General features: G+C 54.4%; 18 protein-coding genes. 11 read left to right on the top strand and 7 right to left on the bottom strand.

Features of this window, described 5'->3' with window-relative positions; all coding sequences use genetic code 11:
- Nucleotides 1–8: 8 nt before the first annotated feature.
- The gene (locus ABD949_RS24030) at nucleotides 9–2018 is read right to left on the bottom strand and encodes an McrB family protein (protein WP_345247787.1); all 2010 of its coding nucleotides are present in this window, start codon (nucleotides 2016–2018) and stop codon (nucleotides 9–11) included.
- Between the two features lie 155 nt (nucleotides 2019–2173).
- Between ABD949_RS24030 and ABD949_RS24035 the strand changes: the two genes are divergently transcribed.
- The gene (locus ABD949_RS24035; RefSeq protein ID WP_345247789.1) at nucleotides 2174–3007 is read left to right on the top strand and encodes a hypothetical protein; all 834 of its coding nucleotides are present in this window, start codon (nucleotides 2174–2176) and stop codon (nucleotides 3005–3007) included.
- Nucleotides 3008–3009: 2 nt separating this feature from the next.
- Here the strand turns inward: ABD949_RS24035 and ABD949_RS24040 are convergent, their stop codons facing one another.
- Nucleotides 3010–6156, bottom strand: coding sequence for an FAD-binding and (Fe-S)-binding domain-containing protein (locus tag ABD949_RS24040; protein ID WP_345247791.1), 3147 nt, complete (start codon nucleotides 6154–6156; stop codon nucleotides 3010–3012).
- A gap of 84 nt (nucleotides 6157–6240) precedes the next feature.
- The gene (locus ABD949_RS24045; RefSeq protein WP_345247793.1) at nucleotides 6241–6594 is read right to left on the bottom strand and encodes a hypothetical protein; all 354 of its coding nucleotides are present in this window, start codon (nucleotides 6592–6594) and stop codon (nucleotides 6241–6243) included.
- A 133-nt stretch (nucleotides 6595–6727) separates the two neighbouring features.
- Here ABD949_RS24045 and ABD949_RS24050 point away from each other — a divergent pair, with 133 nt between their 5' ends.
- Nucleotides 6728–6913, top strand: coding sequence for a hypothetical protein (locus ABD949_RS24050; protein ID WP_345247795.1), 186 nt, complete (start codon nucleotides 6728–6730; stop codon nucleotides 6911–6913).
- A gap of 48 nt (nucleotides 6914–6961) precedes the next feature.
- Here ABD949_RS24050 and ABD949_RS24055 read toward each other — a convergent pair whose 3' ends face one another.
- On the bottom strand, nucleotides 6962–7861 hold the full coding sequence (locus tag ABD949_RS24055) for a nucleotidyltransferase family protein (protein WP_345247797.1): 900 nt from the start codon (nucleotides 7859–7861) through the stop codon (nucleotides 6962–6964).
- Nucleotides 7862–8182: 321 nt separating this feature from the next.
- On the opposite strand from ABD949_RS24055, the gene ABD949_RS24060 reads away from it, so the two are divergent.
- The 7 genes from ABD949_RS24060 to ABD949_RS24090 all read left to right on the top strand — a co-directional run bounded on the left by ABD949_RS24060 (nucleotide 8183) and on the right by ABD949_RS24090 (nucleotide 14424).
- Complete coding sequence (locus tag ABD949_RS24060; RefSeq protein ID WP_345247799.1) at nucleotides 8183–9340, top strand: homogentisate 1,2-dioxygenase; 1158 nt, start codon at nucleotides 8183–8185, stop codon at nucleotides 9338–9340.
- 24 nt (nucleotides 9341–9364) lie between these two features.
- Nucleotides 9365–10498: a 4-hydroxyphenylpyruvate dioxygenase gene (gene hppD, locus ABD949_RS24065; RefSeq protein WP_345247801.1), complete on the top strand. Its 1134-nt coding sequence runs from the start codon at nucleotides 9365–9367 to the stop codon at nucleotides 10496–10498.
- A gap of 86 nt (nucleotides 10499–10584) precedes the next feature.
- On the top strand, nucleotides 10585–11310 hold the full coding sequence (gene phhA / locus ABD949_RS24070; protein WP_345247803.1) for a phenylalanine 4-monooxygenase: 726 nt from the start codon (nucleotides 10585–10587) through the stop codon (nucleotides 11308–11310).
- A gap of 104 nt (nucleotides 11311–11414) precedes the next feature.
- The gene (locus ABD949_RS24075; RefSeq protein WP_345247805.1) at nucleotides 11415–11858 is read left to right on the top strand and encodes a MarR family winged helix-turn-helix transcriptional regulator; all 444 of its coding nucleotides are present in this window, start codon (nucleotides 11415–11417) and stop codon (nucleotides 11856–11858) included.
- Complete coding sequence (gene fahA / locus ABD949_RS24080) at nucleotides 11855–13042, top strand: fumarylacetoacetase (protein WP_345247807.1); 1188 nt, start codon at nucleotides 11855–11857, stop codon at nucleotides 13040–13042. The genes ABD949_RS24075 and fahA overlap by 4 nt, the downstream gene beginning before the upstream one ends.
- Nucleotides 13043–13113: 71 nt before the next feature.
- Nucleotides 13114–14001 carry a flavin reductase family protein gene (locus ABD949_RS24085; protein WP_345247809.1) on the top strand — a complete coding sequence of 296 codons (888 nt, stop codon included), beginning with the start codon at nucleotides 13114–13116 and terminating at the stop codon, nucleotides 13999–14001.
- A 60-nt stretch (nucleotides 14002–14061) separates the two neighbouring features.
- On the top strand, nucleotides 14062–14424 hold the full coding sequence (locus ABD949_RS24090; RefSeq protein WP_345247811.1) for a DUF1801 domain-containing protein: 363 nt from the start codon (nucleotides 14062–14064) through the stop codon (nucleotides 14422–14424).
- A 78-nt stretch (nucleotides 14425–14502) separates the two neighbouring features.
- On the opposite strand, the gene ABD949_RS24095 is transcribed toward ABD949_RS24090, so the two are convergent.
- Together ABD949_RS24095 and ggt are read right to left on the bottom strand one after the other, a co-directional pair.
- Complete coding sequence (locus tag ABD949_RS24095) at nucleotides 14503–15102, bottom strand: DUF6624 domain-containing protein (protein ID WP_345247813.1); 600 nt, start codon at nucleotides 15100–15102, stop codon at nucleotides 14503–14505.
- A 74-nt stretch (nucleotides 15103–15176) separates the two neighbouring features.
- Nucleotides 15177–16955 (bottom strand): gamma-glutamyltransferase, encoded by a 1779-nt coding sequence (gene ggt / locus ABD949_RS24100; RefSeq protein ID WP_345247815.1) that lies wholly within the window; start codon nucleotides 16953–16955, stop codon nucleotides 15177–15179.
- 164 nt (nucleotides 16956–17119) lie between these two features.
- Between ggt and ABD949_RS24105 the strand changes: the two genes are divergently transcribed.
- Nucleotides 17120–18361: an ABC transporter permease gene (locus ABD949_RS24105; RefSeq protein ID WP_345247817.1), complete on the top strand. Its 1242-nt coding sequence runs from the start codon at nucleotides 17120–17122 to the stop codon at nucleotides 18359–18361.
- 2 nt (nucleotides 18362–18363) lie between these two features.
- Here the strand turns inward: ABD949_RS24105 and ABD949_RS24110 are convergent, their stop codons facing one another.
- Nucleotides 18364–21912 (bottom strand): carboxypeptidase-like regulatory domain-containing protein, encoded by a 3549-nt coding sequence (locus ABD949_RS24110; RefSeq protein WP_345247819.1) that lies wholly within the window; start codon nucleotides 21910–21912, stop codon nucleotides 18364–18366.
- Between the two features lie 191 nt (nucleotides 21913–22103).
- Here ABD949_RS24110 and ABD949_RS24115 point away from each other — a divergent pair, with 191 nt between their 5' ends.
- On the top strand, nucleotides 22104–22652 hold the full coding sequence (locus ABD949_RS24115; protein ID WP_345247822.1) for a hypothetical protein: 549 nt from the start codon (nucleotides 22104–22106) through the stop codon (nucleotides 22650–22652).
- Nucleotides 22653–23124: the final 472 nt, after the last annotated feature.

Here is a 23124-nt window from a genome sequence, read left to right on the forward strand (position 1 = left end):
TGTACTAATCAAGTCTTCTGATAAATATGCACAAACACTTCTTTGGGAACCAGCTCGTATTCCTGCCGAAGCAAATGCGGATTAACCTCAAAGGTAATAACCTCGGCGTATTCGTCGGGCTCCTCGCCGAAGAGTTCTTTAGCTAAAGACGCGGAGTACTGCTTTTTTACCCGGACGAGTTTGTGTTCGGGTAATTTACCCCAGGCTTTGTTGTCTCCCAGCACCAGTTGAATCTTTTGCCAGTCGTTGTAAAAATACTCCTGCAGCAGCGGAATGATCTTGTCGCGGAATACCTCACACAGCTCCGGCAGCGAGGTTACCGGCATCAGATAAGCATGACCGATCTGGTGGTCGCGGTCGTAGAGGTATTCAATGCGCTCATTGAGAGTGCGCAGCAGGGCTGCCAGATCAATGTCATCGACTACGGACAACAACGCCGGCTCCGGCAGCATCTCCCGAAAGCTAAACCGGCGACGCAGCGCTATATCCAGCAGAGCAATGGACCGGTCGGCGGTATTCATAGTACCGACGATGTACAGATTGGCAGGCACCCCAAACCGCTCCTGCGAATACGGCAGCATAACCCACAACTCATTGGCTTCGCCCAGTCGTTTGTTGGGCTCAATCAGGGTGATGAGCTCGCCGAATACTTTGGAAATGTTAGCCCGGTTGATCTCGTCGATTACCAGCAGATGCGGTGGGGCCTGCCGGAGTCGGTGCTGCCGCTGGTCGGGCGTGTCGTTCATGCAATCGGCCAGAGTAGCGTATCCGGCCTTCTGCACGGCCGCTACGCAGGCTTTGTAAAAAACACCTTTGGCTACTTTGTAGGTAATCTGGCTGTTGCGGGTTTCGGGCCGGATACCCTCCACAAACTCCTCGTAGCCGTACGACTGATGAAAGGTAATGAAATCGGTCTCGAACTGCCCGGCCAGTTGCTGCACCTGATACGTTTTACCAGTGCCAGGGGGGCCGTAAAAGATCAGGTTGCGGGGAATATCGGGCTTTATACTAATTTTCTGATAGCTTTCTTCCGGCTCCTCAAATAAGCCGTTCAGGCCGGCTAACTGACGAAGCGTAATAAATTCCTCCTCGGTTAATTCGGCATTAGTGATTCCCTGTGGATTTTGAAACACCCTCAGCCGACCTAGCAACGGATGCTCAAGTATCGTATTTTTGGTTGTCGGGTTTTCAAGCAGCTTCTCTTTGTACTGGACTGTTACCGCTAACCGCTCCTGCTTCAGTCGTTCAGCATTCTTTACAAACCGGTTATCATCTTCGGCCCGAGTACGTACGGAGGGCTTATCGATAATTTCCCCGAAAGCAAGCAGACCGGCCTTTGTACCTGATTGCCAAAGAGCAAAAGCATCGCCAATATTCAGTTTATCTTTATTTCCCTGAGCTACCCTAAACTCTCCTTTATCCGCTGCCTCCAGTTCGGCCCTTGAATCGTAAATATCCGGATTAGAATGTAATACCCAATACCTACGTGTAGTCCCGCTTTTACCTGTTGAACGACGAATCAGGTCTTCCCTTAAACCCTCATCTTCAGCCGCCCGGTATATCAAACTGCTATGTTGAGCCGTATGCGGTCCTCTCTTGGATGATTCGACTAGTTCTAATAAGCAATCCTCCCAACACTTCCGCAACCCAGGGTGATGCAATAGGTGCACATTAGACTGACCTATGACCACCATCCAGTAATCTGATTTCTCAGTTACCGGCATAAAGTCAACCTCAGTCAGGGCAGCCAATCGCTCCCGGCACTCCTTTTTGATAGTTAGGCCATATTCAACTTCGCTCTTGTAAGGGCGGGTAAGTCGTAAAGCAGGGAAGAAATTAATATTAGCGGTAAGCGATTTATCTTTTCCTACCACAAAGGCCAGCCGCGGATCGCCGTTGGGCAGGTTAATGATGTCGATCAGCTCTTTCAGAAGCCCAAAGTACCGCCGGATGGCTTCGGGATGATCAATGGCCCGGATGCGTTCAATTAAAAGTTGCTGCTGACTATCGGCGGTCATAGGGGTCAATAACAGCCTGACGGCTTGGTTGCTATACTACACAAATTAACGTGGTTTCGTTGGTTCGCCTGTACAAACGCGATAGATTTGTGATTGCATTTTCCGGAACAATGAGAAAAAATCGCTTTGTCCTACCGCTTTTATCGGTTTTTTGCTTGCTGAGCTTTTTCGCCTGCGAACCCAAAAAGGTAGCGGCTCCGCCGGTCTGTGACCTGGTAGGCGCTACCGAACAACTCGACCAGAGCGGCCGCTTATCGACCCTGGTCGAACGCAGCTTTACCTACACGGGGGGGCAGCTTACCTCAGTTTTTGAGCGCAACACTGATCGACTGGCGGGCTTTCGGCTGGAATACAACGGCAACCGGCTTTCCCGCGTTACCGATACCCAGAACCAACTGACCATTGCCTTTGAGTATGCGCTGACGCAGGCGTCCGACAAGCCTTACCGGGCCACATACACCCGCAATAATCAGCTACAAACAGTCTACAGCCTGGAATACCTCCCAACCGGTAAGCTGAGCCGCCTGGTTGAAAATCGCCAGGTAGTCCCCTCCACTTCGAACATCATTGAGCGGACGTTTACGTTTACGTACGATGCAAACGGCAATATTACCCTGGAGCGGGCTCAGGACAAGCTCCGGAACGGATCGGTCACGACCACCGAAACCGAGTATACGCAGGATGCGCAACCCTCTCCGTTCGCCACTGTTCCTCAACCGATAGTTCTCACGCTTGTGGCGTTGACCCAGGGCGCAGAAACGCTGCCGGGCCGCTTCTGGACTTCCGGCACTATTATGGGCTATACCACCTACTCGGTTGCAGCCAACAACACCCGCACCCGTCGGGAAACCACCACATTTACGTCGACACGCGATGAATTCAAGAAACTAACGGCGCAGGAGCAGACGAGCCTATCCTACCTCACCAGCCAGACCAACCCCACTACGCGTAAAACCCAGCACACCTATGTATACAAGTGCCAGCAGTGAGTTTACCGTAGCGCCTGGTATAGGATCTCCGCCGGATGCTGGGCTTTACGGCCCGTACCATCTTTGATCTGGTGCCGGCAACTGGTGCCCGGTGCGGCAATGATCACGTCGTCCGGCTGCTGCCGTACCGTTGGAAACAGCACCAGTTCGCCAATTTGCATAGAGACGTCGTAGTGTTCCGCTTCGTAGCCAAACGAACCGGCCATCCCGCAGCAGCCCGAGGGAATCAACTGCACCGAATAATTCTTCGGCAGCGACAGGATCTTCTTCACCGGCACCAGCGACGATAAGGCTTTCTGGTGGCAATGCCCGTGCACCTTAATCAGCCGTGTCTCGGTGCTGAAGACATCCGGTTTAATACGTCCGGCGTCGGCCTCCTGCGCCAGCCATTCTTCAAACAGATAGGTATGACGGGCAATGTGCTGCGCATCGGCTTTAAGGTCGTGTGGCACCAGGTCCGGGTATTCGTCGCGGAACGTCAGAATGGCCGACGGCTCCAGACCGACCAGCGGCTGCTGCTCCGAAACAATGTCTTTCAGCATCGTTACGTTCCGGATAGCAATCTTCCGGGCCTCTTCGACCAGTCCCTTCGACAGATAAGTACGGCCGCTCTCGATGTGGTCCGGTATGGCTACCGGGTAGCCCAACCGCTCCAGCAGCATGATGGCTTTCTGCCCAACTTCTACGTCGTTGTAGTTGGTGAACTCATCGCAGAAGAGATTTACAGGCAGCAGTTGGCGGTTGGCAGTAGGCAGACTGGACTCCCCTTGTTTACTGCCTACTCCTTTCTGCCCACCGCCCACTGACAACTGCCTACTGGAAAACCACTTCCGCAGCGTCGTATCTGCCAGCATCGGCATGGTGCGGTCGGGGTGAAAGCCGACCAGGCGGTTGGCCAGTTTACGCAGGGCAGGTGTGTTATAGATGGCGTTGTAGGCCCAGGGAGCAATGCTGGCCAGCGACATCATTCTGGTGAAATTGCCCACCAGCCGCGCCCGCATCGGCACGCCTTTTTCGGCGTAGTGCTGCTGCGTAAACTCGGCTTTCATCCGAGCCATATCGACGCTGGAGGGGCATTCGGCTTTGCAGCCTTTGCAGGAGAGGCAGAGGTCCAGCACGTCCTTTACGGCCTCGTAGTCGTAGTCAGACGGATTGGCTTTATTGGTGTAAAAATGGCGCAGTATATTGGCCCGAGCCCGCGTGGTATCTCGTTCGCTTCGGGTGGCCATGTAGCTGGGGCACATGGTGCCGCCGGTAATTTCGGTTTTGCGGCAATCGCCGGAGCCGGAGCATTTTTCGGCCAGGGCAAGCAGGCCGCCTTCGGCCGAGAAGTCGAAAATGGTCTGGGGTTGCGGCACCTCCCGGTCGGGTTCGTTCCGCATGAACTCGTTCATCGGCGGGGTATCCACAATCTTGCCGGGGTTGAATACCCCGTGTGGGTCCCACAGCCGCTTGGTGTCTTTGATGAGCTGGAAGTTCTCCTCGCCCAGCATAAAGCCGATAAATTCACCCCGCAGGCGGCCGTCGCCATGCTCTCCGGACAGGGACCCACCGTACTTTTTTACCAGAGCCGCCGTATCGACCAGCAGATCCCGAAACGCCTTCCGGCCTTCCGATGTCTTCAGGTTCATGAGTGTCAGCGCGTGCAGTTCACCCGCCCCGGCATGCGCCGAATACTCCAGCTGAAGGCCATGTTTCTCGGTAGACATGCGATCCAGTTCGTCGATGAAGTCGGGCAGGTCACGCACGTCTACTGCACAGTCTTCAATGACGTTGGCCGGTTTTGCTTCACCGGGAATGTTGTACATGATGCCCAGACCCGCTTTCCGCAGATCCCAGGCTTTTTTCGAATCACTACCGTACAGCACCGGGTATGCATAACCCATCCCTTTTTCCTGCAACGCCCGAATGAAAGCCTCACCCTTACGCCGGACACCCTCCAGCGTCTCGTCGTGAAACTCAACCATCAGAATGGCCTTTGGATCACCTTCGACAAACACCCGGTTTTTCGCCTGCTCAATGTTGGTCTTGGTCAGTTGCAGGATATAATCATCGACCACCTCGGAGGCCGAGCATTGATGCGCCAGGGCCACCAGGTTTGCCTCGAGCGTTTCCCGGATAGTCATAAAATGGGCACACACCAGCGTTACTTCCTTCGGCGGTAACGGGATCAGGTTCAGCTTCGCTTCGGTCACAAAGCAAAGCGTTCCCTCCGAGCCAGCAATAAGTTTACAGAAGTTGAAGGGAATGAGCTGGTCAGGATTTGAAACGGCTCGTCGTTCCGGTCCTGACCGGTCCTGTGGCGGATTTGCAATCCGCTGTTCAGCTTCTAACTGCGTTTCCTCGATCTCGCCGGAAGCGGTGACGAGAGGATTGGAAATATGCTGGGCAGCGTGGGTAAAAAACGGCAGCAGGGCATCCACGGCATAACCGGTATTCCGGCGGGTAACAGTGGGCTTGGGGAAACCCTCGCGGATGTTTTGCTGGATATTTGAATTGGTCAGCCACTCGCGGGTTTGCTGGTAGAGCTGCTGTTCCAGCGGGCTTTTTACGTTTTCACCGTGGCATTTGGCGTCAAACTCGTCCTGAGTCAGGGGTCCGAACGTTACCTCGGCTCCGTCGCTCAGGATGGTTTTGGCCTCCAGCAGGTGATCGCGGGTGGTGCCCCAGATAATCGAGTGCAGACCGCAGGAATTATTGCCGATCATCCCGCCGATCATGGCCCGGCTGGCGGTAGAGGTTTCCGGTCCAAACAACAGACCATAGGGCTTCAGAATGGCGTTGAGGTCATCGCGAATCACGCCCGGCTGTACCCGCACCCAGCGCTCTTCGGCGTTGACTTCCAATATTCCCCCAAAGTATTTTGATATATCGACCACAATACCGTTTCCGACCACCTGCCCGGCCAGCGAGGTACCGGCGGCCCTGGGTATAAGTCCGATGCCGTGCTGCCGTGAAAAGCGCACCAGCCGTTTAATATCGTCGACGGTACGGGGCAGCGCTACCGCCGTGGGCATTTCCTGGTAAACGGAGGCATCGGTAGCATACAGCATCCGTTGGGCGGTATGCTGGGGGGTATCATTATAATACAAGTCGCCTTCAAACGACTGCGCTAAATCACGAAACGGGGTAGCCGATAGCTTAAACATACCTTAAAATTACAAAAAATCCGGACGCCATACCATCATGGATGACTCCGGAGCGAAAGTTGCGTGAGTGAATGGATTACGCCATCAGCGACTACCTGGCTTGTCCAGCGCCCGCTTAAGCATTCCTCCAATGAAACTACCGGCGAAGGTAAGCAGCATAGCACCGTAAAGGCTAAACGTCTCGATCTCGATGTCGGACGAGATGCGGGGCGGGTTGGTAAACAGCTCGTATCCCAGCCAGATGAAGCTGGCCTGGAGAATTGCCAGAAACCAACCCCGGCGCGGCTCAATAAAGCCGAGACCGGCCGACAGGGCGGCAGCCGCCAGAAACGGCAGGTGAATAGAGGGCGTTACTTTAATGATAATCACCATCAGAATACTGCCCGCTAAGGTTATATAGCCGTTCAGCAGCAGCCGACGGTCAAAAAAGTCATTCATGAAGTGGGTGGTCAAACCAGTTAACACGCGTCCTGCCAAAGGCCAATCGCTAGGTTTCAGGGACGATTCGATTTAAAAGTAGTTATCTATTCCGACACGGAAAAGTGTCTGATAAACATAAACAACTCAACTTATGAATGTCAAACGAATTTTCGGAATCATCCTGACGCTGCTTGGCATCGCCGGACTGATTTACGGTGCCATGGATATGATGCAGGGTGGTGTCGCCCGGGCATCCATAATCTACGCTGTCCTGGGTGGGATCTTCTTCTTCACCGGGATAAGTCTGATTCGCACGACCCGGGACGCTGCTGAATAATATAGCTTTATTTCCTGACGGGCCACTCAGCCCGTCAGGAGCTTTTCACTACGCCCATAGATCGGCCGGGTATGTCCCGGAATCGTGTAACCGTTTCAGGGATGCCTGCACCATCGGCTTATCGTCCGGGTACGTTACCCCAAACCATTCTGACCGGCTCCGGAACACCTTACAGGCTCCCTGATCGTTTTGGATCAATGCCGTCATCACCGTCGGAATATAAAACTCCGCCTTAGGCGCATCAAAATTCAGGCGGGCGTACTCCTCAAACTGCCGCTGCACCAGCGGAAATACGGCCGGCTTAAAGCCCCAGAAGTTCATGGATACCGGTGTGTCCGGCGTCAACGGTGTCAGGCCTTCGGCTTCCTCGTAGACAATCTGTCCCTCTTTCCGGTAAATCTTCGTCCGTTCGATCACCGACGCCAGGTTGCCTTTGTCATCTACCGCGCACACCCCGCGGGATACAGAACCATACTCGGAAAGGGTATTCTGCACTTCATAACCGACCATAGCGTGTAGCTGGTCGTTGGTATCATTTTGCAGAAACTCACCCATAATCTGGAAAGCTTCCAGCCCGTAGAAATCATCGGCGTTGATCACCGCAAACGGGGTATCGGTCTGCTCTTTGGCGCATAACATGGCGTGGCCGGTTCCCCAGGGTTTGGTGCGCTGAACGGCACCCAGATCGGCCGGAACATACGATTGCAGGCTCTGGATGGCATACTCATAGGCAATGCGGCCGTCCAGTTTCGGTTTAAAAACTTCTTCAAAATCATCCCGCAACTCTTCACGGATTATGAATACGACCTTGCCAAAACCAGCCCGTATGGCATCGTACAGGGAGTAATCAATAATGGTTTCACCGTTCGGGCCGAACTGGTCAAGCTGTTTGATACCTCCGTAGCGGCTGCCCATGCCGGCCGCCAGAATGAGAAGAGTAGGTTGCATTCGATTGATGTTATGCGTTTGAGTAAAGCCCTTATTGGTTGAGTAGTTAATGGCTTGCTTGGTTAACTGGTAAAGGCGGGCAAAGTTAGTAAAAACCAGTACAGCTCACCTAACGGCTATTTTTGTGGCCTTCGGAAACCGCTTAATCATAATTACTGATAAAACTTTATTGGAATCGTTATACAATAGAGAAATTAGCGTTATAATTGTAAGTAAAACAATAGTTGTTTAAGCAACTAAATTATACTTCATCAATAAACGCCGGTGGAGGTACAAATTCGTATCTCCGCCGGAATAAAACCCAACAAAATTTAGTATCCCATGCCATTCTACCATACACTCGGTCAGATTCCTCCCAAACGGCATACGCAGTTTGAGAAGCCGGACGGGGGGCTATACTACGAGCAGCTGTTCGGCACCATCGGATTCGATGGCATGTCGTCGCTGCTGTACCACATCCACCGTCCGACTATGGTAAAAGAGGTGCTGGAGAGCGTAGCCATGGAGCCGAAATTGGCAGTGGAGAAAAATATGCTGTCGCGCAAACTCATCGGCTTCGACATTACCCCCGTCGACGATTTTATCGAGAGCCGGGTGCCGCTGCTAGTCAACAAGGATGTGATCTTCGGCCTGGCAGCACCGCGTCGGTCCATGACCGAGTATTTCTACAAGAATGCCGACTCCGACGAGATGCTGTTCATTCACCGGGGCTCCGGTAACCTGCGGACGCTGCTTGGCACCATCCCTTTCGAATACGGCGATTACCTGGTGATTCCGAGGGGCATGATCTACCAGATCGAGTTCAACAGCGACGATAACCGGCTGCTGTACCTGGAGTCTCACACGCCGATTTACACGCCCAAGCGCTACCGGAACCACTTCGGGCAGTTGCTGGAGCATTCGCCGTTCTGTGAGCGGGACTTTGTTCTGCCGCGTGACCTGGAGACGCACGACGAGAAGGGTGAGTTTCTGATGAAGATCAAGAAACAGGGTTCGCTGCACTCGCTGGTATACGCATCACACCCATTCGACGTGGTTGGCTGGGATGGTTACAATTTCCCGTACGGTTTCTCCATTTTCAATTTTGAGCCGATAACGGGTCGCGTACACCAGCCGCCACCCGTGCACCAGACGTTCCAGACCGATTCCTTTGTGGTTTGCTCGTTCTGCCCCCGTCTGTACGACTATCACCCGAAGGCCATCCCGGCTCCGTACAACCACTCCAACATCGACTCCGATGAGGTGTTGTATTACGTAGACGGTGATTTTATGAGCCGCAACGACATCGCCAAAGGGCACATTACGCTGCATCCGGGCGGCATTCCGCACGGTCCGCACCCCGGTGCTATGGAGCGGAGCATTGGCAAGAAAGAGACGCAGGAGTATGCCGTGATGGTCGATACCTTCCGCCCGCTGATGCTGACGGAACAGGCCATGCGAATCGACGATGGCAAGTATTATAAATCATGGTTAGAATAACCTCATCAACATCAACAAACAGTTATGCAAGCATTTGAAACCAACGAAGCCCTGCTGACGCCCGACGCAGTGGACTTCCTGCCACTAAACGGCACCGATTATCTGGAACTATACGTGAGCAATGCCAAACAGGCGGCTCATTACTTCCAGACGGCGTTTGGCTTTCAGCCGCTGGCCCATGCGGGGCTGGAAACCGGCCTGAAAGACCGTGATTCGTACGTAGTGGTGCAGGATAAAATCCGGCTGGTGCTGACCTCCCCGCTGAAAGGCGGTACCGACGTAGGTCGCCACATCGACCAGCACGGGGATGGCGTCCGGGTTATTGCCCTTTGGGTCGATGATGCCACGGCGGCTTTTGAGGAGACGACGCAACGCGGTGCCCGGCCGTTCATGCAACCGACCCGCGAAGAAGATGAGCATGGCTATATTGTCCGCTCGGGTATTCATACCTACGGCGACACCGTCCATATTTTCGTAGAGCGCAACGGATACAACGGCGTGTTTATGCCCGGCTTTCAAGCCTGGAACCCGTATTACCGGCCGGAGCCGGTGGGCCTGAAGTACGTCGACCATATGGTCGGTAACGTCGGCTGGAATGAAATGAACGAATGGGTTAACTTCTACGCCAACATTATGGGCTTTAAGCAGCTGATCTCGTTCGACGACAAAGACATTTCGACCGACTACACCGCGCTGATGAGCAAGGTGATGAGCAACGGCAACGGGCGTATTAAATTCCCCATCAACGAACCAGCCGAGGGCAAGAAGAAATCACAGGTGGAAGAGTATCTGGATTTCTACGGCGGTTCCGGCGTACAGCACATTGCGGTTGCAACCGACAACATCGTAGAAACTGTGATGGCGCTGCGCGACCGGGGTGTTGAGTTCCTGAAAGTCCCCGACACGTACTACGACGACCTGCTCGACCGCGTCGGCCACATCGACGAAGAAATCGCTACGCTGCGACCGCTGGGCATCCTGGTCGACCGCGACGAGGAAGGGTATCTGCTACAGCTTTTTACGAAGCCGATTTGTCCGCGCCCGACGCTGTTTTTTGAAATCATCCAGCGCAAGGGAGCCAAATCGTTTGGCAAAGGCAACTTCAAAGCCTTATTCGAAGCAATAGAACGGGAGCAGGAATTGAGAGGAACGCTTTAAAAGGTGAAAGCGCGAAAGAGTGAAAGCGCGATAAACAGGTAGTGTAACCGCTCTTTCACTCATTCACTCTTTCACTCTTTACCATTATGACTCAGGAATATAACAAATACACCCCCGATGACCAGGAAGTCTGGCGCATTCTGTTTGAGCGCCAGATGGCGCAGTTGCCGGGTAAAGCCAGCCAGGCGTACCTGGACGGCATTGAGAAGACGGGGTTTGTGGCCGACCACATCCCCCACTTTGAACGAGACCTGAATCCCCGCTTGGAGCAGTTGACAGGCTGGCGGGTGTCGGCTGTGCCGGGGCTGATTGCCAACAAGGAGTTTTTTGAGCTGATGGCCAACCGCAACTTCCCGGCCACCACCTGGCTGCGCCGACGCGACCAGCTCGAATACCTGCAGGAGCCGGATATGTTCCATGATACCTTTGGCCATGTCCCGCTGCTCTCGAACCAATCGTTCTGCGATTTTCTGGCCGCTCTAAGCCGGATTGCATTGCGATTTATAGAAAGCGATGAAGCCATCGAGATGATTTCGCGGCTGTACTGGTACACGGTGGAGTTCGGGCTGATTCAGGAAGACGGGCAGTTAAAGATCTATGGGGGCGGCATTCTGTCATCGGTGGGCGAGACGTCATACAGCCTGTACAGCGACGTACCGAAGCGAATCCCGTATGATGTGGAGACGCTGCTGCGCACCCCTTACATCATCGACCGCTACCAGGATCAGTATTTTGTGATTGAGTCGTACGAACAACTGTTCCATTCCATTGCCGAGATTGAGGAGAAGCTGGAGGGGTTGCTGGTTCTGTAGAACGGTCTTGCAAACCGTTTCTTCTCGTTATATTCCAGGCATCCTGGACACTCTCCCGCAGGAACGGTTTACAAAACCGTTGTACTGAAAACCGTTGTACAACTATGACGCACCCGTCGGACCAGCGCGCTTACTTTTTCAAGATTGACACCACCATTAAGCGAATCAGAAATGCCTTGCAGAAGCGGTTCAACGAGGCTGATGTGGACCTGACCGTTGACCAGTGGGTGCTAATTGACCACCTCTATCGAAACCCCGGTATTAGTCAGAACGTGCTGGCGGACATGACCACCAAAGACGCGCCAACCGTAACCCGCATCATTGACCTGCTCTGCAAAAAAGGCCTGACCGAGCGACGCATGGCCGATAACGACCGTCGTAAATTCCTCATCTTCCTGACCCTTGAGGGCAAACACAAATACCATGAAGTGCTCCCTCTCGTCGTCGAAATCCGGCGCAAAGGCTGGGGTAGCCTCAGCGAAGACGACTACCAGCACTTCGTCCGCATCATGGACTCCATATACAACAACTTTAACCACGACGAATGAGCTATCCCTACGGAATCTTCAGTTATGATATTGGCAGCCCGCGGGCGGGCGTTCTGGTCGGTGACCATATTCTGGACCTGGAGGTGATTGGCCTGCTGGGCTTTTTTAATGATTTATCAATCGACCCGGCCGTCTTTACCAAACCCTATCTCAACGATTTTATGGAACTGGGTCGCCCCATCTGGCGGGAGGTCCACCAGCACCTCGCCGACCTCCTGGCCAACGACCAGGCAGCACTGAAAGACGTTGCCGGACAGGTACTGATTCACCGCTCGCGGGCGACGCTGCACATGCCAGTGCGCGTCGGTGACTATACCGATTTCTACGCCAGTGAAGAGCACGCAACCAACGTCGGCCGTATGTTCCGGCCCGATGGTGAACCGCTGCTGCCTAACTGGAAACACCTGCCGGTGGCCTACCACGGGCGGGCATCCTCCATTGTTGTATCGGGTACACCCATCCGCCGGCCGAAAGGACAGTTTCTTGGGCCGGATAACAAGCCGGTTTTTGGTCCGTCAAAAGCCCTGGACTTTGAACTGGAGATGGGGATAGTGATTGGCAAATCATCTAAGCTGGGTGAGCCGGTTTCGGTGGAAGAAGCGGAAGATTACATTTTTGGATTTGTGCTGTTCAACGACTGGTCGGCGCGGGATATTCAGCGGTGGGAGTACCAGCCGCTGGGGCCGTTTCTGGGTAAGAATTTTGGCTCGTCTATTTCGCCCTGGATCGTACCACTCGATGCGCTGGAATCGTTCCGGGTAGCCGGGCCGAAGCAGGAGCCGGTACCCCTGCCTTATCTGCAGACAGCAAAGCCCGGCCATTTTGATATTACCCTGGAGGTAACGCTACAGGCCGCCAATGGGCCAGAAATGCTCATCAGTCGCTCCAACGCCCGGCACCTGTACTGGAATGCCGCGCAGATGATTGCCCACCATACCATCAACGGCTGTAACCTCAATGTCGGTGACATTATGGCCACCGGGACCATATCAGGCACCACGCCAAACAGCTACGGCTCCCTGCTGGAACTGACCTGGAACGGCAAACAGCCCCTGACCTTGCCGGACGGCTCTACCCGTACCTTTTTGCAGGACGGTGATACCATCACCATGCGGGGTATTGCAAAGAATGACCAGACGACCGTTGAATTTGGTGAAGTAACCGGAACCATAACTTCTCTATGAATCTCCCTGTTCCTCTGTGAAACAATTTAGTTATTGCAGAGAGGAACACGGAGATTCACGGAGGTAATAATATGAGAAGTATTGATCCAAAAGACTTATCCCAGCCGGAGTTTCACCGGCTGATGATCGGCTCCATCGGGCCGCGGCCTATTGCGTTTGCCAGCACCGTCGATGCCGGAGGCCGGGTGAATCTGAGTCCGTTCAGTTTCTTTAATGTTTTCGGCTCCAACCCGCCGACGCTGGCGTTTGCGCCCAACAATAACCGCCATGGTCAGAAGAAACATACGCTGCTGAACATCGAGGAGGTGCCGGAGGTGGTCATCAATATCGTGAACTACGACATGGTGGAGCAGATGTCGCTGGCGAGTGCCGAGTATGAGCGGGGAGTGGATGAATTTGTCAAAGCGGGCTTTACGCCGGTACCGTCGGAGCGGGTACGCCCGCCGAGGGTGGCCGAGTCGCCGGTTTCGTACGAATGTGCCGTGCAGCAGGTCGTAACTATTGGGAATGGCCCCGGAGCGGCCAACCTGGTCATTTGTGAAGTAAGGCTGGCTCATTTTCGGGACGATATTTTTGACGAAAAAGGTGTAATTGACCAGCGCCGGATTGATCTGGTAGGCCGCATGGGGGGCGAGTATTACTGCCGGGCGCATGGTGAAGCGCTTTTTGAGGTAGCGCGGCCGCAACGCGGTATCGGAGTTGACCAGTTACCGGCCCCAATCCGCAACAGCCGCATCCTGACCGGCAGCGATTTAGGCAAACTGGCGACCATTGACGAGCTGCCCGCACGTGAAGAAATTGTGAACTTTCGGCAGGCCGATGGCATCGATGATATGTTTGAGGAAGCCCGTAACGGGTGTCAGTATCTGCCTGATTTGCTGCATACTAAAGCCAAACAGTTACTCAAAGAAAACCGTGTTCGCGAAGCCTGGCTGGTGCTGTTGCAGGATAAGAAATAGATAAGTTTTCGTTGCGTCGTATAGGGTTAATCCGTACCTTAACCCAAAACCGACTGCAAAATGACAACATCAGTAGAAAACTTCCTGGACAGCTATAAGCCTGAAGTCAAGGATATTGCGCTGAAAATCCGCGAACTTGTTCGCACCGTTTTGCCCGATGCCATCGAAGAAGTTCATACCGGATATAAAACCATTAAGTACGGAAGCGGCCCCCATATGTCAGAGGAAATCTGCTATATCGCTCCGCTGACGTCGAGCGTCAACCTGGGTTTTCATTATGGCACCCTCATCCCCGACCCCGACGGAAAACTACGGGGAACGGGCAAACTGCTCCGTCATATCAAGTTCGAATCCCCCGACGAAATCGACGCTGGCAAGCTGCAATCGCTGTTGATCGCGGCTAAAAATCAGGCGAAGTTTTAGTGTGCAGTTTTCAGTAGGCAGTGAGCAGTAGGCATATGTACCGGATCTCATTTTCTGCCTACTGAGAACTGCCTACTGCTATTGCTTCACCCCCATCCTCCGCAGGTATGCATCCAGCGGTTCGAGGTCCATTTGCTTCCGGCGCCGGTCAATGCCGGCCTGGTCTTCGATGGGGTAGAGTTCCTTTTGTCCCTGGTTGTTGACGCGGACCTGGGTGCCGTATACCTGATTTTCGCCATTCTGAATACGAACCAGATCGGTCAGGATGGCGGCACTGGCTTTGTCGAGTTCACCTTTATTAGCCGCTTCGGTGATCAGCGGCAGGTATTTTTGGTGAACGGCTTTGTCGGTACTTTGCTGAATAATCATAAAGGCGACCTGATCGAGCGGCTGGCCCACCAGACTACGCCCTGGATACCCCTGGCGGCTGATGATCTGGTCTACCTCCTGTAGGTGGCGGTCGTTCATAGTTTTGAGCCTGGCCCGGAACTCCTGCGCTTCTTTGGAGCCCCAACCGTATTGCTGCTCGGTTTTGGCGTATGCCTGCCGTTGTTGCTGGTCTTCGGTATACATGCGGTTCAATTGTGCCCGCAGGTCACTGGTAGTGGCTTTCTGCTGCGCCAGCACAAGGGTACAGAACAGGCATTGCGTCAAATAAAGAAGGAGTATGCGTTTCATGTTGAGTTGTCGTTTTAGATACAACCTCAGGGAGGTGAGCGATGTTTGCCGACGAAAACCGGGATTATAGGTGATCAATAGCCCATGGAGGTGTTGTCGGACCGGGGATCGGATGCGCCTTCAAGTGTGCCGTCAGGGCGAACCATGATGCAGTCCATCCGGCCGAGCGAGTTGGTCAGGCGCTCCAGCGTATAGCCCCGGCTCTGGAGGTACTGAAGGGTTTGTTCCGAGAAAGCCCCACTCTCAAACGTGGTCTTGTCGGGCAGCCACTGGTGATGAAACTTCAGCGCATTCACCGACTCCTGCATTGTCATGCCGTGTTCAAGCACGTTCATGATGGTCTGGAACACGGAGGTAATAATGGTGGAACCGCCGGGGGTACCCACGACCATGTATAGCTTACCCTCTTTTTCGACAATGGTCGGCGTCATCGACGATAGCATGCGTTTGCCCGGCGCAATGGCGTTGGCCTGGTTGCCGATGAGCCCGAACATATTCGGCACCCCCGGTTTTACGCTGAAATCATCCATTTCGTTGTTGAGCAGAAATCCCGCTCCGCCCACCACAACCTTGCTGCCATACCCCCCGTTCAGCGTAGTCGTTATCGATACCGCGTTGCCGTCTTTATCCACTACCGAAAAGTGGGTGGTTTCCATACTTTCGTAACCCGGAATCATGCCTCCTTTTACCTGCCGGCTATCAGTTGCTTTGGCATAACTAAAATCGGCCCAGCGGGACGTCAGGTAATCGCGGGAGGTAAGCTGGTCGACCGGCATTTTCACAAAGTCCGGATCACCCAGAAACTTGGCCCGGTCGGCATAGACCCGCCGTTCGGCTTCAATCATCACCTGCACGGTCGAATCGGTGTTCCAGCCCCAGCGCCGGATCGGCAGGGGCTCCATCAGCCGCATGAGCTGCACCAGCGCTACTCCGCCACTCGACGTGGGCGGCATGGTAATGATCCTGTAATTTTTGTAAGGGGCAACGATAGGCTCACGCCAGGCTGAGCGGTAGTTTTTAAGGTCCTCATCGGTAATCAGGCCGCGTCCCCGCTGCATCTCGGCCACCAGCAGCCGGGCCGTTTCGCCTTCATAAAAACCCGCCCGCCCCTGGGCCTGAATGCGCCGAAGTACCGCACCCAAGTCTTTCTGTACCAGTTGTTCACCCGGTTGCCAGGCGGTAGTATCTGCTTTCTGAAAATAGGTTTTACCGGGGTTTACCTGACGAATCAGCGGCAGGGTACTGGTTAATCCGGCCGCCTGAATGGTGGTCAGCGCGAAACCCTTTTCGGCCAGATCAATTGCCGGCTGAAGCAGTTGCGTCCATGGCAGCTTCCCGAACCGGCGGTGGGCTTCGACCATACCATCGACCGAACCGGGAACACCAACTGCCAGGTGGCCCAGCGTACTCAGATCGGGAACGACATTGCCGGCTGCGTCGAGGTACATGTCTTTATGCGCCTTAGCGGGTGCTTTTTCGCGAAAATCTAGGGTATAGGCAGTACCCGCTTTGTCCCGGTACACCATGAAACCTCCTCCGCCGATGTTCCCGGCCACCGGATAAACGACCGCCAGCGCAAACTGCACGGCCACGGCCGCGTCGACGGCATTACCCCCAGCTTTGAGGATGTCGACACCAACCCGGGAAGCCTCCGGGTGCGCCGAGGCCACCATGCCGCTGGAAGCTATCACTCCCGGTTTATTGGAGAAAAAGCGGTCGGAGCCGGTACGGGACTTTTCGCTGTCGTACTGGTAGACGCCCTGCCCCTCGCGCAAACTGACGGGTTTGCGGCAGGACGACGTCAGCAGAACAACCGACAGGAAAACGGTGACAAGTGATAAGGAACGGTTCATGAATCACAGGTTGTAATACGCTCAAACCACTAAACTACAAAAACAAGCCAATAATCCATGCGTACTACGGTTTAGCCCTAAACGTTTTGGCAACGAGTCTAAAAAAGGTAACTTTGACAAGTAACGACCAACGGCAATCTGCTTACTGATCACAGCTAACGACCATGCGATTTCTCCGCCAAGTTCTCGAAAGTTTCCGTTTTGCCTGGCAGGCGCTCCGGTCCAATCTGCTGCGCACTACCCTTTCGCTGCTGGGCGTCACCATTGGTATCTTCGCCATTATCGCCGTCTTCACGCTGGTTGATTCGCTGGAACGCAGTATCAAAGACCGGCTCAGTGTGATCGGCGACCGTACCCTGTACGTGCAGAAGTGGCCGTTTGTGTTTGACCCCAGCTTCCCCTGGTGGCGGTACTTCCAGCGCCCCGAACCTACCTATGCTGAGTACCGGATGCTGGCCGACCGGCTGGAGAATGCCGAAGCTATTACAGCTATGAGCGGTAAAGGTAACGTAACGGTCAAGAACCAGAACAACGTGATGAAAGCCCGCGTGTTTGGGGTAACGTACGCGTATAATGTCATCATGGAGGTACCCATCGAGCAGGGTCGTTATTTTCAACCCCAGGAGATGGAGGCCGGGCGTAACGTAGCGATCATTGGTGCCGACCTGGCGGATAATCTATTTCCCGGTCAGTATGCCGTTGGCCGAACGCTGAAGGTTAGTGGCTTAAATTTTATAATTATTGGCGTCCAGGAGCGGCAGGGAACGGGTCTGATTGACGTGAACGGTCCACCCGATGAGCGGTGTATCATCCCCTATCCCACCTTTGCCAAGCTATTCCAGTCCATCCGTCCCGGTGTATCGATAGCGGTAAAAGGCAGGGCCGGCGACGAAGATTTAATGGAACTGGAAAGTGAGATCAGGGGCGTCCTGCGCGCCCGGCGCAGCCTTAAACCCGCCCAGGAAGACAACTTCTCCATCAACCGGCCGGAGGCTTTGATGGCTGCCATCGGCGGTATCTTTAGTGTGCTGACGCTGGCCGGCTGGGTCATCGGCAGTTTCTCCATTCTGGTAGGTGGCTTCGGCATCGCCAATATCATGTTTGTGTCGGTGAAGGAGCGCACCAACATCATCGGTATCCAGAAATCGCTGGGTGCCAAAAATTACTTTATCCTGTTTCAGTTTCTGTTCGAAGCCGTGCTGCTGAGCCTGGTCGGTGGGCTGGTCGGCATCCTGCTGGTGTACCTGCTGTCATTCATGCAGTTGGGCTCACTCGACATCCAGCTCTCCCTCGGCAATATCCTGCTCGGTCTGGGGGTATCGTCTATTATTGGCGTCATCTCCGGTATCATTCCAGCTCTTGCAGCCGCCCGCATGGACCCAGTCATCGCCATTCGCTCCAAATAGTGTCACTGTACCTTGATCAATGTTGTCCCCGAAACCGGCCGGCCGTCGGCGGTGATGCCCTGGACGACAACGCGAAGGGTGCGGACCACATCAGACAAGGGAAACGCGATGCCCGATTGCCCTTTGGAGTCGGTCTGCATCAGCGGCTTCCAGTACAGCACATCCCGCCGGTCGATGCGGTCGTTGAGGTCGGGCGCTTCGCTGCCGTAGCGGGGCGTATAAAACTCCCGCTGGGCGGAAAAACCAATCAGTGAGAAGGCGCTGACACCCTTGCCCGGCTCCTTTGATACCTCCGATACAGTGCGCTTAGTATAAAAGGCGATTACTCCATTGCCGCCCCGTACCCCGTAAATGCCGGCCGTACCGCCATTTTTCAATACCTCAATCCGCTCAATATCATTCGGATTGAAGGGCATCAGGGCATTTCCGTCGGGATCTTCAATAGGTACACCGTCCATTAAAAATAGCGGCTGAGTACTGCTGATGAAACTACCGATGCCGCGAACGGTCACCTGATAACGCATCGCCTGCGTTTCGGGATCATTCCCTCGGGTTACCTGCACCCCGGCTATCCGGCCAATCAGCATATCGTACAAATTGCCAAACCGGGGTGACTTCTCATCAAAGAGCAGGGTGGCATCGGCGCTGTTGTGGATACTGACCCGCTGCACATGCGCCGGCCGCTCTGCTGGTTTGAACCCCCGAACCACTACCTCCTTCAGTAGTTTGGCCTGCTTGTCGCGGTACAGCTCCGGATCGGCCTGCTGCCGCAGTTGAGCAGCTTCGAGCTGACCCTTCAGCAGCGACCAATCGGGCGGTTGCGTCCGGATGGCTGACCGGGCAAAGAGTGCTTCGGGCTTTTCCGGCACAATCTTTCCTTTCAGGGGCTTCAGCCGGGGGTCCATGATCTGCGCCACCAGCCGCGCCGTATCGGCAAAGGCCAGGCCGTTCAGTCGGAACAAGCCATCCCGGTCCGCTCCGACCGACTTGGAAAAAGAGGGCCGGGTATTCAGCGACGAAATCAGCAGTTCGGCGTACGGGATCGGTTTCTGCTTCTCGTCCAGCACCCGCCCGTTCAGTACAATACCGCCGATGGTATCGGTCACTGCATCGGCACCGATCCAGCTGATGCGTCGCCAGCCCTGGGTGAGCAGCAGATCGTCGAGTGCCCGGCGCGTTTCCACACGTTTACTGGTGAAATAGCGGTTCGGTTGTTCAACCCGGCCACGGAGGTCACCCGTCAGCAACAGGTGCGTCCGGATGTCTGCAGCAACACTGTCGTCTGGCAGTTGACCGGCATCCGTAATGGCTACGGAGAAAAAGCCGACGGGTGCGGCATTGAAAGCATCATTCAGTTTGAGGTCAAGGCGGACTCGCTCGCGGGGTTTGTATTCCGATTTATCGGCTACTACCTTCACCGCCACCGGAGCGATCCTTTCCGGCACAAACACCAGTCGTTCAGCCTGCGGATGGCCCTGCGCGTTTAACAAGGTTACCTGAGCAATCCCTTCCGGCAGCTTGGCCGCCGGCACGAACAGCCGGGCTTTTCCGTCCTGCAACTGCACCCTGGCCTGATACAGCAGCAGACCCCGGCTTTGCACCGCCAGGTACACAGGCTGGCTGCGGTACCGCTCCGAGGCCTGCACCCGCAACACAAGCTGATGGGTATCACTCACCATATCGGCCGTCAGCACCAGCCCCTCCGCTGCTACCGGCGGCAGCGCCACCGTTTGCCGGACAGTCCCCGCCGGAACGTCCGCCCGATAGCTACGGCCAGCCTGCGGGGTAACCAGAACACTGCCTATGCCAACGGCATTGCTGGTAAAGGAAACAAGTTCGTTGCCCTGTTCATCAACGATCCGCCCGGATACAGTTTTGCCGAGCCCGTCACGTCCAACCACTTTAAAGCCTAAGCGGGTAGACAGGCCACCCACCCACTGCCCACCCTCCGGCAGAAACTGCACGTCAAGACTATCGGTGTTAAGAGCTTTTCCAGCAAATGTACTCCGTACGAGATTATACACCGATAGCGTACGCTCAAACGCCGGGCGGGGCAAGACCCGCTCCTCATCGATATAGGCCCGCAGCCGGTACGTGCCGGTTGCCAGCGTATCGGAGAATCGGAAATCGCCCGTAGCGCGTCCGTCGGCCACCCGCAGCCACTGATGCTGAATCACCTTACCATCGGGCGACACCAGATCGATATGCAGGGCATCCTCCCCATCCAGTTTACGGTGCGAGACGGCATCCAGCACGTACGCGCTCAGCCACAGCCGGTCACCCGTCGCGTAGAGTGACTTGTCCGTCTGAACGTAAACGGCCGGCGTGGGTCGGGTATGGTTCTGCGTCCAGGCCCGGCTCAGCGAATCCTGCCGCCGGTCAGCCGCCAGTACCTGCCCCTCCCCTGCCAGCTGCTCACTGTTCACGGCCGGCTTGACCTCCGGTTTCCAGTCGGCGGGCAGCAGGCTCCCTAAACGCTCGTTGCCAAGGTACCCTTTTACCTCCATACCATTCGGCAGGGTAATCCAGCCGTCGGCGGTCATTTCCATCGTGCGTTGCGGCAAGGCCATCTGCGACCAGGCATAGGCCACATCCGAATAGGGCGAAGTGCGGGAATTGATTTTCGTATAAAAAATTTCCAGCGGGGCCGCCGACACCAGCCGGCGCTCAAACGACAGCCGCCCCGGCTGGATCAGCGTAGCCAGGCTGACAGGCTGTAACCGACGCCCTACATCCCGCAACAAGGTCGGCCGGTCCATTGTGCGCATTATGGACGGATTAACCTGATACACCAGAAATCCCTCCTGTTCAAAGTTACCAGCCACCAGACTGGCCATCAGGTGACGGAGTGAACCCTCATAGGCGACCAGCCGGTTCAGCCGCCAGCGTTCTGCCTGCTTCGGATTTTCCGGCTGCATTTCCTCAAACCGGCTGTTTCCGCCGTAGTAAGTAATTGTTTTGTTATAGTCGAAATGCTGCATCTCATAACGTAACCGGTACCCCAACGCTTTATTCTCGATCACCAGTGGCTCCGACACCTCTGCTTTCAGGTGGCCATTATACTCAGTAAATGTCACCACATGGCTATTGGTAATTTCGCACTGACGGCCGAACGGCCCTCCGCCCAGCAGTTCACGCTCAAAGGTCCGCATCTGCCGCTGCCAGGTTTTATCCTTCTTTACAGTTACGGTAACCGCATCCAGCGTAACGCCGGTACTAGTCAGCGCCAGATTTACCTCACGGGTCTGCGTACTCTCCAGACGGAGCGACTGATTGGCGGGTTGATAGCCCAAATAAGACGCTACCAGCTCGACCGTACCCAGCGGTACACCGGTCAGGCGGTAGCGGCCCTGTTCGTCGGTGGTAGTGCCTTTGGTAGTAGCGTTGATAAAGACATTGGCAAACGGCAGGCCCTCACCCGTAGCGGCATCGGTCACGCGCCCGGTCAGCGTAGTAGTTTGTACCGTTGTCTGCGCGAGCAAAGAAGATATGCCTATATAGAGAAGCCCGACTACTAAAAACAGCCGGCGGAGGTAACGTACATCGTTCATGGTCAGGTCAGGGATGGTTGCAACACACAGCATCCCAGGAAAATACCTCCTAATATACCGATAAGCTGGCAGACATGGCTACCACAATCTAAATTCGGTAAACCACCCAGCCCGATAGCAGGTTAAGTCTATGAGCATATTCCAAATATTTTGTTCATTTGTGAATTATCCTATATAAGCACCCCATAGTTATGAGACTTGGCCTATTCCTCCTGATATTTCTGCTAATCGTTTTTGGTGTTTTCTATTACCTCACCGCCTGGAGTTACAGCGACGGCGAACGTGCCGGCACGGTATCCAAGTTCAGCCGCCGGGGCTATGTATTCAAAACCTGGGAAGGCGTCCTGAACGTCGGCGGCTTCTCCGGCGAGACCGGCTCCCTGACCCCACAATTCTTTGAGTTTTCCGTAAAAAATGACTCTATAGCGAATCGAATTAATCAGGCCGTGAAAACCGGCCAGCGCATCACGCTGCATTACGAGGAAAAGCTGGTCCGCCTGCCCTGGAATGGCGACACCAAGTACTTCATCACCGGCGTAGAAATCGTCAACAACCCCTACCAGCGTCCCTACTACGATGGCTCCGCCCTCCCCGGCCCCCAACCCGGCTACCCGCAGCAGCAATCACCACAGCAACAAAAGTACCCCCAACAGCAGATACCTCAGACCCAGCCCCAGCAACAACCTCAGCCAAACGGTCAACCCGCCCCCATTGACACCGTGCTGAACGGGTCGATATAAACGCGTTTCCTGTTGTACTAAATTGGGCGAGTTTCAAACTATGTATTTTTCTTTAAGCCAAAGCAAACCCGACTACGACAGTCGGGTTTGCTTTTACCGTTTGATAAATCCATTTGTTCGTAAACTCTGCTCTTTTCATATTTACTTAAAGCTTACCTTTCATCACGATTCATCAGCAATCAGCTACGATATAATAGTCTGTAATGTATTAGCAACAAGGTAAAACTTTATAAATACCCTTCTTTAACCAAAAAGTCAAAACATAAATTTTAAGATTTTTCTATCTTCAAATCAAGCTAAAAAGCCTAAAGATACTTTACCGCTAAATCAAAAGGTTAACCTCCGTATTATTAAAAGTCTTACTTTCGGTAGTCCTGAAAAAGTAATGATATGAAGTGAAAAGCCCAGTCGGGCGGTAATTTTAAGTCGCCAAACTTGAATTACCTGTCATGTCTGTTCAACATCACTGCCC

The organism is Nibrella saemangeumensis (assembly GCF_039541915.1).
Taxonomy (GTDB): domain Bacteria; phylum Bacteroidota; class Bacteroidia; order Cytophagales; family Spirosomataceae; genus Nibrella; species Nibrella saemangeumensis.